This is a genomic window from Methanolinea sp. (assembly GCA_030055515.1).
Taxonomy (GTDB): domain Archaea; phylum Halobacteriota; class Methanomicrobia; order Methanomicrobiales; family Methanospirillaceae; genus Methanolinea_A.
In genome coordinates this window covers 616,438-628,990 of sequence record JASFYI010000001.1, presented here as the reverse complement: position 1 = coordinate 628,990, position 12,553 = coordinate 616,438, and the positions used below count along the sequence as shown (strand labels likewise).

Annotated in this window: 11 protein-coding genes and 1 other RNA gene; 7 read left to right on the top strand and 5 right to left on the bottom strand. The window is 66.5% G+C overall.

What is annotated here, in order from left to right; genetic code table 11:
• Positions 1 to 114 precede the first annotated feature (114 nt).
• Both QFX32_03355 and tpiA read left to right on the top strand, forming a co-directional pair.
• Positions 115 to 2,631 (top strand): U32 family peptidase, encoded by a 2,517-nt coding sequence (locus QFX32_03355; protein ID MDI9633075.1) that lies wholly within the window; start codon positions 115 to 117, stop codon positions 2,629 to 2,631.
• 78 nt (positions 2,632 to 2,709) lie between these two features.
• Entirely contained in the window at positions 2,710 to 3,378 is a 669-nt protein-coding gene (tpiA, locus tag QFX32_03350) for a triose-phosphate isomerase (protein MDI9633074.1), read from the top strand.
• Here the strand turns inward: tpiA and QFX32_03345 are convergent.
• Both QFX32_03345 and rnpB read right to left on the bottom strand, forming a co-directional pair.
• A complete protein-coding gene (locus QFX32_03345) occupies positions 3,375 to 3,935 on the bottom strand; it encodes a CBS domain-containing protein (protein MDI9633073.1) in 561 nt (186 codons plus the stop codon). The two genes, tpiA and QFX32_03345, sit on opposite strands and share 4 nt — an antisense overlap.
• Before the next feature lie 63 nt (positions 3,936 to 3,998).
• An RNA gene (rnpB, locus tag QFX32_03340) (RNase P RNA component) lies at positions 3,999 to 4,353 on the bottom strand.
• A gap of 34 nt (positions 4,354 to 4,387) precedes the next feature.
• Between rnpB and QFX32_03335 the strand changes: the two genes are divergently transcribed.
• The 5 genes from QFX32_03335 (at position 4,388) to gltA (ending at position 10,358) form a co-directional block, all read left to right on the top strand.
• Positions 4,388 to 4,963 carry a TIGR00296 family protein gene (locus QFX32_03335; GenBank protein MDI9633072.1) on the top strand — a complete coding sequence of 192 codons (576 nt, stop codon included), beginning with the start codon at positions 4,388 to 4,390 and terminating at the stop codon, positions 4,961 to 4,963.
• A gap of 83 nt (positions 4,964 to 5,046) precedes the next feature.
• The gene (tgtA, locus tag QFX32_03330; protein MDI9633071.1) at positions 5,047 to 6,492 is read left to right on the top strand and encodes a tRNA guanosine(15) transglycosylase TgtA; all 1,446 of its coding nucleotides are present in this window, start codon (positions 5,047 to 5,049) and stop codon (positions 6,490 to 6,492) included.
• Positions 6,489 to 8,138, top strand: coding sequence for an archaeosine synthase subunit alpha (arcS, locus tag QFX32_03325; protein ID MDI9633070.1), 1,650 nt, complete (start codon positions 6,489 to 6,491; stop codon positions 8,136 to 8,138). The genes tgtA and arcS overlap by 4 nt, the downstream gene beginning before the upstream one ends.
• Positions 8,135 to 9,022, top strand: coding sequence for a sulfide/dihydroorotate dehydrogenase-like FAD/NAD-binding protein (locus QFX32_03320; protein MDI9633069.1), 888 nt, complete (start codon positions 8,135 to 8,137; stop codon positions 9,020 to 9,022). Before arcS ends, QFX32_03320 begins: the two co-directional genes overlap by 4 nt.
• A complete protein-coding gene (gltA, locus tag QFX32_03315) occupies positions 9,015 to 10,358 on the top strand; it encodes an NADPH-dependent glutamate synthase (GenBank protein MDI9633068.1) in 1,344 nt (447 codons plus the stop codon). Before QFX32_03320 ends, gltA begins: the two co-directional genes overlap by 8 nt.
• Positions 10,359 to 10,501: 143 nt before the next feature.
• Here the strand turns inward: gltA and QFX32_03310 are convergent, their stop codons facing one another.
• The 3 genes from QFX32_03310 to QFX32_03300 form a co-directional block, all read right to left on the bottom strand.
• Entirely contained in the window at positions 10,502 to 10,660 is a 159-nt protein-coding gene (locus QFX32_03310) for a hypothetical protein (protein MDI9633067.1), read from the bottom strand.
• A gap of 88 nt (positions 10,661 to 10,748) precedes the next feature.
• On the bottom strand, positions 10,749 to 11,972 hold the full coding sequence (locus QFX32_03305; protein MDI9633066.1) for a M20/M25/M40 family metallo-hydrolase: 1,224 nt from the start codon (positions 11,970 to 11,972) through the stop codon (positions 10,749 to 10,751).
• Positions 11,973 to 11,979: 7 nt separating this feature from the next.
• Positions 11,980 to 12,507 (bottom strand): hypothetical protein, encoded by a 528-nt coding sequence (locus tag QFX32_03300; GenBank protein MDI9633065.1) that lies wholly within the window; start codon positions 12,505 to 12,507, stop codon positions 11,980 to 11,982.
• Positions 12,508 to 12,553 lie beyond the last annotated feature (46 nt).

Genomic DNA, 12,553 nt, shown 5'->3' with positions numbered 1-12,553 from the left:
CATTGAGGCGCAGGAGTCTTTAACCTGACCTCGCGCAGACATCTCCTCATGGGCACGCGCGAGAGGGGGGGAAAACGAGCGGAAATCCCCGAACTCCTCGCACCGGCGGGCTCGATGGAAGCGCTGAGAGCCGCGGTCGCCGCCGGCGCGGACGCAGTGTACCTCGGCGGGAAACGGTTCGGCGCGAGGCACTTCGCACCGAATTTCTCGCCCGGAGAGATGGCAGAGGCGATCGCGTATGCCCACCTCCACGGCGTGCGCGTGTACGTCACCGTCAATACCCTCGTCAGGGAGAGCGAGGTTCCCGAGGCACTCTCGTTCCTCCTCGAGGTATACCGGATGGGTGCGGACGGCGCGATCCTCCAGGACACGGGCCTCCTCTCCCTCGCGAGGAAGGCATTCCCCGGACTCCCCCTCCACGCGTCCACGCAGGCAACCATCGGGACACCGGAAGGAGTGGCATGGGCCCGCAGTGCTGGGTATTCCCGCGTGATCCTCCAGAGAGAGCTCACGCTCGCGGAACTGGACGAGATCCTCGCGGTCCCGAGGGAAAGGAGGCCGGAGATCGAGGTATTCGTGCACGGGGCGCTGTGCTACTCGTATTCAGGCCAGTGCCTCCTCTCGTCCCTTGCCGGCGGGAGGAGCGGCAACAGGGGGATGTGTGCCCAGCCGTGCAGGAAACCCTACACGCTCGTGGAATTGTCCGCGGACGGTTCGCGTATCCCGCGCGGACATCCCCGCGCCCCCCCGGGCGGAAGCTACCTCCTCTCGACGAGGGACCTGTGCTGTTACCCCCGGTTCGACTCCTTCGTCCGCAGGGACGTCTCCGCGCTGAAGATCGAGGGGAGGATGCGATCACCCCTCTACGTGGCAGTCGTCGTCCGCGCGTACCGCCGGGCACTCGATGCACTCGCGCGGGGGGAGGACCACGTCCAGCCAGGGGAGGTGGAGACGATGGCACTCGCGTTTAGCAGGGGATTCTCGGAAGGGTACCTGTTCGGGGACAACTCGCCCATGGGGCGGGAAGCGGCCGGGAACAGGGGACTCTTCATCGGGACCGTGCGGGGCGTGCGGGAGGGAGAGGGAATCACCGTGAAACCGGAAGCGCACGTCGCCCTCTTTGCGGGAGACGGGATCCTCGTCACGTCTCCTGGAGGAAGGGTGCGGGGTGGAACGACCCTCAAGGGACCGGCAATCCCGGGGGATCGCCACATCCTCCTCCGGGCGGAAGTGGCAGGAACCCGGCCCGGCGACCTCGTCTTCCTCACGAGGAGCAGGGCATGCGCGGAGAGGGCGAGGTCGATCGTGGGGAAGGAGAAGGTCAGCCGTCCCATCCCCGTGGACCTCGCGCTTTACGTGAGCGCAGACGAACCCGTCGCGTGGTCCGCTTCACTCGTGCACCCGAAAAGGGGGAGGATGGAGATCGTGGGGCAATCGGCGTTGATACCTGCTCCCGCAAAGTCTCGACCGCTCTCCCCCGATACCATCCGGGCACAGCTTGGAAAGACCTCCTCAAGCCCGTTCTCCTTCAGCGAAATTCGGGTGCAGGAGGGAGCGGGGTGCTTCCTCCCCGTCTCGTCCCTCAACCGCGTGAGGAGGGAGATCCTCGACAGGCTCTCCCTCGAGTGGACACGCGCTTTCTCCCCATCGCCGGGGGACCTCGAGCGGGCCGAATCGGCGGTGGGAGCACTCGTGGGCGAGGCGGAGAGGGGAACGCGCGGGAACACGCCGCCTGGAGGTTCCCGCCCGGTCCTCTGCGCGTACTGCGCGACCTTCGAAGAACTCTCCGAGGCCTGCGGGGCGGGTTGCGATACCATCTGCTTTGAGCCAACCGCGCGCGAGTGGCACCGGGATAGTACGGAGGAAGAGATCCTCGGGGCCATCTCGACCTGCAGGGAGTCGGGCGCAGGGTTCTCGTGGATGTGGCCGCGCGTTGCCCCCCCGTCCTTCGTCGGACACGCCCTCGCTGTCCTCCCCCGTCTCTCGGAGGCAGGGCTCGAGCGCGTCACCGTCATGGAGGCAGGCCTCGCGGAGGCCATCCGGTCCCGAGCCCCGCGGGTGCGCGTCTCCGGCGGGCAGGGCATGAACATCTTCAACTCGTGGGCTGCGATTGCCCTCCACCCTCCCCTCGACGGGTTCACCCTCTCCCCTGAACTCCCCTGCGCCGATATCCCCCGGGTTATCTCGCGTGCGGCCGCACTGTCACCGGGTATCTCGTTCGAGGTGATATGCCAGGGAAACATCGAGGTGATGGTGAGCAAAAACAGGCTCCTCACCGATATTCTCGGGAGACAACCCGCGGGATGGTGGGGCATCGAGGACGAGGCGGGCCGTATCTTCCCGGTGTACGAGGATGGCCTGGGGAGGACGAGGGTCCTCAACGCAGTGGAGACGACACTCATCGACTATGTCCCGTTCCTCGTCGCGTCGGGCGTGGGATCCCTTGCGGTGGATGCCCGGCGCAGGGGGCGTGCGTACGTGCGGGAGGTCATCCCCGCGTACAGGGAAGCGATCGATCTCACCCTGTCGGGCAGTGCCGACCAGGCCGCGCTTGCCCGTCTCAAGGAGAGGATTAGGAGGGTCGCGAGGGGAGGGATCACGGCAGGGCATTTCCTCAGGCCGGAGATCTGAGGCACGGGTCCCTTTCGCCGGAGGGAATGGGTTTTCCCCTCGCAGTTCCATATACCCTCCCCGGGCAGGAGATACCCCATGGCAAAACCGTTCATCCTCATCAACCTGAAGACCTACGCCGAAGCGAGCGGCCAGAGGGCCCACGCGATCGCGGGTGCCGCGCAGCAGGTCTCGGAGGAGTCAGGCGTCGAGATCGGGATCGCCCCCAGCTACACGAACATCCACCCCCTCTCCGTGCACTACTCGCTCCCCGTCTATGCCCAGCACGTGGATGCGGCAGCGCCCGGGGCGCACACGGGGGCCGTCACGGTCGAGGCAATCAAGGAGGCGGGTGCGACGGGCTCGCTCGTGAATCACTCCGAGAGGAGGCTCACCCTCGCCGAGATCGACGCGGTCGTCTCCCGCCTGAGGGAATCCGGGCTCGTCTCCATCGTGTGCACGAACAATGTCACGACGAGCGCAGCCGCTGCAGCCCTCGGCCCGGACTACGTCGCCGTGGAACCCCCGGAACTCATCGGGGGAAACATCTCGGTCTCGACCGCGAACCCCGGCATCATCACCGGGACCGTCGAGGCCGTGCGGAGGGTCAACCCTGCTGTCCGGATCCTCACGGGAGCCGGGATCCACTCGGGTCAATGCGTGAAGACCGCGATAGACCTCGGGACCGACGGGGTTCTCCTCGCGTCGAGCGTGGTGAAGGCAAAGGTTCCCGTCGCCGTCCTGCGTGACCTCGTCTCGCTCCTCTAGTGGTCACGGACGAGCGAGATCAGGTCGTGGGTCGTGATGACACCCGAAACGCGCCCTTCCTCCATGACGAGGACCGCGTGGTGGTGCGCGAGGATACGGATGACAGACTCGATGTCCGTGTCCTTCCTGACAGTGGGGAAGCCCGGTTCCATGTAGTCCTTCACCGTGTCCCCGTGTCCCCGGTGGGTGGCCCTGTCGTGGATCGCGTTCAGGATGGCCGTCCCGGAGATGCTCCCGACAGGGGTGTTCCCCTCGAGGACGGGCAGCTGGGATATCCCGTACTTCTCCATGATCTCGGCAGCGTGCGTGATGGGATCGGTAATACTCACGCAGATGACGGGCGCGTGCATCACGCGGCCTGCCGTGATCCTCGGCCTCTCCCGGGCATTCAGGACATCGACGATCTTTTTGAGCGTGCTCACCCGGGGATCGACGCTCCCCTTCTCTATGCGTGCAACCATGGACTGGCTGATCCCGGCCTTCTCCGCGAGTTCTGCCTGCTTCATGCCGAGGAGTTCCCGCCTCTCCCTTATCTCTTCGGGCGTGGGGATGTGCATGGGTCTCGTGTATTACCCATGTGCATAACGGCGGATAAAACTATTCGAGGAAAGGCATTGGTGGAGTGGGAGGAGTAAGCCCCCTTCTGTTCGTTGCGGCATTCAGCTCATGCGCCATACCCGGGCAGGGTGCTGAGCAACCGTTACGCCCTGTTCTGGCTTGCACCCGCAGGGATTCGCCGTTTCAGCGGTTCCTGCCCTTACGCGTCAGCGGCCGGGCGCGTGTCCCGCGGGGACCGCTTCCCCGGATGGCCCCCAAGTGGGGCTCTCCCGCGTCATTGCTGGGGGCAGGCCGTGTCGTTTCTGTGCCATTGCCGTGACTCTCGCCACCCGTCCTTGCGTGACGGCTGCGCGCTCAGCTGGTGGGGGGACTTTCCTCAGCGGCATCCATGCCACCGTCGGCCGCACTCTCCCTCTCCCTATATAATTCGGTGGCACATTATATACACCTGATGGAAGTGCTCACCCCGGAAGAAGGCGACCTCGCCGTCACACTCGCCCGCCTCGCCCTCGAGGAGAGGATCGGGAGGAAACGCGTGAAGTACCCGGACCTGCCGCGTGCCTTCTCCGAGAAGCGCGGGGTCTTCGTGACACTGAAGAAGGGCGGGGAACTCCGCGGGTGCATCGGGTTTCCCGTCCCGGTGTATCCCCTCGGCGAGGCGATCCGGGAGGCCGCGTGCGCCGCGGCACTCGAGGACCCGAGGTTCCCACCCCTCCACCCCTCCGAACTCCCGGAAATCGACGTGGAAGTGACGGTCCTCTCGCTCCCCGTGCCCCTCCCCGGCGCTCCCGCCGAGAGGCCCGCGAGGGTCAGGGTCGGCACGCACGGGCTCATCGTGAGGAGGGGGGGACGGTCCGGGCTCCTCCTCCCGCAGGTACCCCTCGAGTGGGGATGGGACGCGACCGAGTTCCTCGACCACACGTGCCTGAAAGCGGGTCTGCCGAGGGGATGCTGGAAGGACGGGGAGACCGAGGTCTTCACGTTCGAGGGGCAGGTCTTCTCGGAGAGGAAAAAGGACAGGGAATGAGGAGACGCGCGGGGAATGACCCGGAACGGCCAGCCGGGCGAGAGGTTGCAGGCTGTCACGCCCCGTGAGGGACCTGTGAGAGCATGGCCATTCACTTCGAGGTAACCGAGGTCGATATCGCGGGACGCACGGGGAGGCTCCGGGTGGGAAACCGGACGGTCAGGACCCCGGTCCTGCTCCCCGTCGTCAACCCGCACCTCCAGCCCGTCCGCCCGGCAGAGATGAGGGCGCTCGGCGCGGAGGGTATCATCACCAACGCGTACATCCTCTCGAGGAGCGAGGAATACAGGCAAAAGGCACTCGAATTGGGTCTCCACCGCCTCTACGATTTCGACGGGTTAATAATGACCGATTCGGGCGCGTACCAGCTCTCGGTCTACGGCGACATCTCCCTCACGAACGGGGAGGTCATCCGCTTCCAGCAGGAGATCGGCAGCGACATCATCGTCCCGCTCGACATCCCCACGCCGCCGGGGGCGGACCGCCGCACCGCGGAGCGCGACCTCGCGGTCACGATGGAGAGGCTCGGCGAGGCGAGGGAGATCTGCGGGGAAGAGGGGAACCTCGCCGGACCCGTGCAGGGGGGGATCTTCACCGACCTGCGCGAGGAGGCCGGGCGCGGGGTCGGGCGGATGGGTTTTGCCTTCTGCCCCATCGGCGCGGTTGTCCCCCTCATGGAATCCTACCGGTACAGGGACCTCGTCCGCGTCGTCATGGCGGCAAAGAGGGGGATACCCCCTTCCGCTTGCGTCCACCTCTTCGGCGCGGGTCACCCCTCGATGTTCGCGCTCGCAGTCGCGATGGGATGCGATGTCTTCGACTCTGCCGCGTATGCCCTCTACGCGCGGGAGGGGAGGTACCTCACCCCCTCGGGCAGCGCGCGGCTGTCCGAGCTACAGGAGCTCCCCTGCGCGTGCGGGGTCTGCCGCGGCCACACCGCCGAAGAGCTCAGGCAGTCCGAAGAGTCCGAGAGGCTCCTTGCGATCCACAACCTCGCGGTGAGCCTCGCGGAGATCGCTCGGGTGAGGCAGGCGATCGAGGACGGTGTCCTCTTCGAGCTCGTGGACGAGCGGTGCAGGAGCCACCCGCTCCTCCTCGACGGCTACAGGGAGTTCCTCTCCCACGGCAGGGAGCTCGAGAAGAAAGACAGGGTGAGCAAGAGGAGATTCTTCTACAGGGGGGCGGAGAGCTGCCTGCGCACCGAGGTGATCAGGTACCACGATCTCCTCCGGCGGATCGACCTCCCGCCGAGGGTCCTCGTCTCGATGGACGGGTCCGCGGGGGAGGGGTTCGACCTGACGCTCCCCTTCAAGCCACCGTTCGGCCCGTACCACCCCGGCCTCTCCGAGACGTTCCCCATCGGGCAGAGCGAGATCCCCGCGTGGGACAGGGAGATGGTCGCGGCGGGGTGCAGGGGGATCAGGGTTCTCCGGGAATCCCACCCGGAAACCCACGTGTTGGTTGCGTGTCCCCCCGAGTGGCGCGACGTCCTCGTCTCCGAGGTCCCAGGAGTGTCCTTGGTTCCATGAGCATCCTCGAGATCACAAGGAGGGACGGGCTCGCCCGGGCAGGGTTTTTCCGCGCGGGAGAGAGGGATATCCCCATCCCCTCCGCGGTGGAACCCGAGACCGTATTCCACGCGCTCGCGGAATCGAGGATGGAAAACGTCCCCCTGAGCGCGGACGCAACATTCGCGGCCCGTTACCTCCCCCCGGGCGGGCTCCAGCCGGTGCGGATCCACCCCGCGGTCGAGAGGGAAGTTCCTTCCGGGGCCTGCGTAATGGTCCCCTGCTGGCACACTGCGTTCTCGGACCCGCGGCGGTACGTCGAGTGGATCGTGAGCCTGAAGACGCGCCTGCCACCGGACACCGCGTTCTACGCGCCGGCCTCCGCCCTCCCCTCCACAGTTGCCATCCTCTGCTACACGGGTTTCGACCTCTTCGATTTCACCGCGGTCGACCTCGAGACGGCGAGGGGAAATTTCTGCCTCCCGGAAGGGATCTTCGGGGGGGACCTCCTCGACGAGGGCGTCTGTTCCTGTCCCGGCTGCGCGCGGGGCGACCTCTCCGCGCACAACAGGGACGCGCTCGTCCGCGAGATCCACCTCGCGAGGGCGCACATCCACGCGTCGACGCTGCGGGACCTCGTCGAGAGCAGGTCGCGGCTGTTCCCCGGTCAGGTGGCCATCCTCCGGTTCCTCGACGGGGAGTACGGGTTCCTCGAACCCCGCGTCCCGGTCGCGAGACCGTGCACCCTCCGCGCGACGACGGGCGAAGCCCTCGCGAGGGCCGAGGTCAGGCGGTTTGCGGACCGCGTGGTCACCCGCTACCGCCCCCCCCGCGCGGACGTAGCAGTGCTCCTCCCCTGCTCGGCGAGGAAACCGTACTCCCGCTCCCAGAGCCACCGGAAATTCATGAGTGCGATATCTGGGCGGGCCCTCGAACTCGTCGTGACGTCCCCGCTCGGCCTCGTGCCGAGGGAACTCGAGCGCGTGTACCCTGCCGCGCACTACGACGTTCCCGTGACCGGCTACTGGGACGCGGAGGAGAAGGCCCGTGTCGCCGATGTCATCGCGCGGTTCCTCGCGAAACACCGGTTCCGCCGCGTGGTTGCCCACCTCGAGGGGGGTGCACTCGAGGCCGCGCGCATGGCGGCGAGGGAGGCATCCATCGACCTCGAGGTCACGACCGGCGATGAGAGACCAACGTCTCCACCCGCACTCCGCGCGCTCTCCGACGCGTTGCGGGGGGAACCCCCCGTCACCCACGACGTCGTCAGGGCGACCGCCTCGTACCAGTTCGACTGCGATCTCTTCACCGAAGGGCTCACCGTGAAAGAGAAGTTCCCCGAGCTGAAGGTCTCGCGCGGGAGGGAACCCCTCTTCTCGCTCGATCCGGCGACCGGTCTGCTCCGCCCGACGCTCGCGGGATGGCAGCTCCTCTCCCCGGGGTACCGCGTCGAGATCGACGCGTTCGTCCCCTCTGGAGACATCCTCGCACCCGGTGTGCTCGACGCCGACCAAAGGATCAGGGAAGGCGACGAGGTCCTCGTGGTCGGTCCGCTCGCGGTCGCGACGGGCAGGGCCGCGATGCCCGGCCCCGAGATGCTCCGGTCCCGCCGGGGTGTCGCGGTGAAAGTGCGTAAGGTAAAGACCCACGACGGGCAACATGTATGACATTGGAATTTCGCGCAGAGGGGGAGGTAACCGTGGGATACAGGGTGAAGCGTGCCGCGCAGCTAGCCGACCGCATATTCGAGACGTGGATCGAGGCACCCCACGTCGCCCGGAATGCACGCGCGGGGCAGTTCCTCGTCCTCCGCATCGACGAGAGGGGTGAACGCATCCCCCTCACGATATCCGCGGTCGACGGTGACATGGTGCGCGTCATCTACATGGCCGTCGGGAAGACGACGTACCAGCTCGCGACGCTCGGGCCGGGGGACGAGGTGAGGGACGTCGCGGGACCGCTCGGGAGGCCGAGCGAGATCCGGTATTTCGGGCACTGCGTCGTCGTCGGTGGCGGTGTCGGCATCGCGTGCTGCCCGATCATCGCGAGGGCCGCGAGGGCCGCGGGAAACAGGGTCACGGGGATCATCGGGGCGAGGACAGCCGCGTACCTCGTCTGCGAGGACGAGATGAGGGAGGCGTGCGACGAACTCCTCGTCGCGACCGACGACGGGTCGAAGGGCTACCACGGGTTTGCAGCCGACGTCCTGAAAAGACTCGTCGAGAGGGAGAGGCCTGACAGGGTCTGGATCGTCGGCCCCGCGATCATGATGAAGGTCACGTCCGAGGTGACGCGGCCCGCCGCAATCCCCACCGTCGTCTCGCTCAATCCCATCATGGTGGACGGCACGGGGATGTGCGGGTCGTGCAGGGTGGAGGTCGGGGGGGAGACACGCTTCGCGTGTGTCGACGGCCCGGAGTTCGATGCCCACCTCGTCGACTTCGACATGCTGATGGCGCGGCAGAAGGCCTACCTCGAGGAGGAGAAGGTCGCGCTCGAGCGTTTCTCGGCGCAGCGGTGCGGGTGCGGCACGGGTGGTCCGCATGGCTGAACGTCCCGCGGGAGAACGGGTGAAGGACTTCGACGAGGTCGACACGGGACTCTCGGAGGAGGAGGCAGTCGCCGAAGCGGAACGGTGCCTCCAGTGCACCAAGCCCTCGTGCGTGAAGGGCTGCCCCGTGGAGATAGACATTCCCGCATTCATCGCGCGGGTCGCGGAGAGGGATTTCCACGGCGCGGCATCCGTGATCAGGGAGAATAACATCCTCCCGGCGATATGCGGCCGAGTCTGCCCGCAGGAGGTCCAGTGCGAGGGGCAGTGCATCCTCGGCGCAAAGGGAACGCCCGTCCGCATCGGGGCACTCGAGCGATTCGTTGCCGACCGCGAGAGGGAAAGCGGGATCCCCGTCCCACGGGTGGATGAACCGACGGGCAAGAGGGTCGCGGTCGTCGGGTCGGGACCGGCGGGGATCACGGCGGCCGCGGAGCTCGCGCGCATGGGGCACGCGGTGACGGTCTACGAGTCGCTCCACGAGCCCGGCGGCGTCCTCGTCTACGGGATCCCCGAATTCAGGCTCCCGAAGGATGTCGTCCGGGCCGAGATCGACCTCTTGAGGAGGATGGGCGTCACTATCCTCACGAACCACGTCGCCGGGTCGAGCGTGACGGTCGATGACCTCCTCTCGCACGACGCGGTCTTCATCGGGACCGGCGCGGGACTGCCGTACTTCATGGGAATACCGGGCGAGAACCTCCCCGGCGTCTACTCGGCAAACGAGTTCCTCACGAGGGTGAACCTGATGCGCGCCGACCGGTTCCCCGAGTACGACACGCCGGTCCGGCACGCGGGCAGGGTCGTGGTCGTGGGGGGAGGAAATGTCGCGATGGACGCGGCGCGGGTCGCGCGGCGGCTCGGGGCCCGGACGACACTGGTCTACAGGAGGCGGAGGGAGGATCTCCCCGCCCGTCAGGTCGAGGTCAGGAGGGCCGAGGAGGAGGGCGTGGAATTCATCTTCTGCGCGAGTCCTGTCCGCCTCCTCGGGGACGGGTGCGTGGAGGGTGTGGTGTGCCAGCGGATGGAGATGTGCCCCACCGGTGGGTCAGGCAGGCCCGAGCCGGTGCCCGTGGAAGGATCCCTGTTTACCATCGACGCGGACATGTGCATCGTCGCGATCGGGCAGGGACCGAATCCCCTCCTCGTGAGGATGTTGCCCGGTATCTCGAGGGGCGAGCGCGGGAATGTCCTCGTGGACGACGAGGGCAGGACGGCCCACCCGAAGGTCTTTGCCGCGGGCGACATCGCGACCGGCGCGGCGACCGTCATCCTCGCGATGGGAGGTGCGAAGAGGGCAGCAAGGGCGATGGACAGGATGCTCCGGCGCAAGTGAGTGTCACGGGGGAATTTTTCCAATAGAGAAGCGTGACCCTGTCCGGGGGCCCCGGGACCCACCCGGGATCCCCTGCATCCTCCCCTGCCTGCAACGTGGCACGCGTACGAAGACCACCGGGGTCTCGCGCGGGGGTCTTGGCCTCACTTCCCGACGAGTGTCGCGCCGCAATCCGTGCACGTCTGGTTCCTGCAGGGAACCCCGCGCACTTTTTGGTATTCCTTTCCGCACTTTGGGCAGACGCACGACACCGGGGGGTTTCCCCTCCGCATCCTCCCCGTCCCCTGTTTCTCGTCTCGCATCTCTCCCACTCCTTTTCCTTTGCAGTATCAGGATTCCTTGGGCGACGGGGAATACCTTGTGCCTTCACAAAGTGGCGAAAGGGAGAGTTTAAGATCTCCATTCGGGATTCACGGCCTTTTTGCGCCGGGAATCCTCCCCTCTCCCCGCGTAGTGGGCGATCATCCCGAGGTACACCCTCGATGCCTTCTCGAGCGACTCGATCGCGACGTGCTCGTCGATCGCGTGGAGCGTGGGGATCTCCCCGGGACCGTACTCGGCGACCGAGAAACCCACTTTCCTGAGGTACCGCGCGTCGCTCGCCGCCCACTGGACGACCGGCCGGGCGGGCATGCCGTAAACCCCCTCTATCTCCCGCAGGAGGGTAGAGACGAGGGGGGCGTCCGGCGGGGTGAGGCTCGGCCCGGCGATGTTCGTGGCCGCGATCTCGCCGCGCGGCGCGTGTGCCCTCAGATCCTCGAGGAGCGCGGCCGGGTCGCATCCCCACGGGATGCGGAGGTCGAGCTCGAGCCTGCAGTGCTGGGCCACGATGTTTGCCTTCTCCCCGCCCACGATCGTCCCCGGGTTGTACATGATACGCGTCAGGATCTCCCGGGCGCGGGGCATGCCGAGCGCCTCGCGGAGGATCGCGGCCGAGTCCTCGACGAGGCGGGACACCGCGGCATCCCCGGGGGAGAATGGAATTCCGTTGAGCTCTTTTACGTATTCGAGCAGGTCGTATGCCTCCATGATGGCACTGACCCCGCTCTCCGGGTAGATCGAACCGTGGCCGGGTTCCCCGCGGAACGTGCAGCAGAGCCTCATGATCCCCTTCTGGCCGATATTCGGGGAGAGGGGGAGCGTGGGCTCGGCGATGATGCAGTCGCAGGGGGAGATGGCTTTCCGCGCGATCAGCGTCCGGACCCCGTACGTCCCGCTCGTCTCCTCGTCGCACACGAACGCGATGTCCGCGGGGATCTCGTCCTCCCTCTCCATCCACTCCTTGCAAGCCCAGAGGACCGCGGCACACCCGCCCTTCATGTCGGTCGCGCCCCTCCCGAAGACCTTCCCGTCCCTGATGACTCCCCCGTAGGGATCCACCGTCCATCCCTCGGCGAGAGCGGGGACGGTGTCGACGTGCCCGCAGAAGAGGAGCCTCCCCTTGGGCCTCGCGGAGACGAGGTTGTGCCTCCTCCCCTTCCTCCTTATGACTTTCACGTCGAGGCCGATGCCAGACGCGAATTCGCGGATGAACTCGATGACGTCCCGCGTGTCGCCGGGAGGATTCTCGCTCCTTATCTTCACGAGCGAGGCACAGAGTTCCGCTATCCCCATTCTCCCATCACTGCGTGCCCGTTTTTCCACCGAGCGTTCTCATGAACTCGGAAAAAAGCCTCGCGAGGGACCCCTCGTCGCGGTAGAGGCTCTTTAAGAATTCCCCGTCGAAGAACTCCTCTATCATCCTGAAGAAGACGTGGGGGCGTATGGCCTGCGGGGAATCGGGGTCGAGAACGATCCGGAAACTCCTGTAGGAGGCTGGATCGCGTGGATCGTAGATGCGCTGCCAGAGCGACGGCAGCCTGCCGTACTTGTCGGGATGGTTCGCCGCGAGCCATTCCATGAACGCCGGGAAGTACTGGCGGTCCCCTTTCTTCTCCTCGTCGATCCTCCACCGCATGTACTCCTGTGCCATGATGTTCTTCGGCGACTGGTACGTGTAGGAGAGGATGCCGAGCGTGTAGTCGATGTGGGCGATCGCGTCGAGGAAGAAGAACCGCAGGACGGGATCCCAGAGGGTCATGTCGTGGAGGACGAGTGACTTGCCGTAGAGGTGCTCGAGGACCCGCACGTACTCTTCGTCGGCCTGCATGGGAGAAGATCGGAGGGCCCGCAGTAAATACCTTCCGCAAATGGAA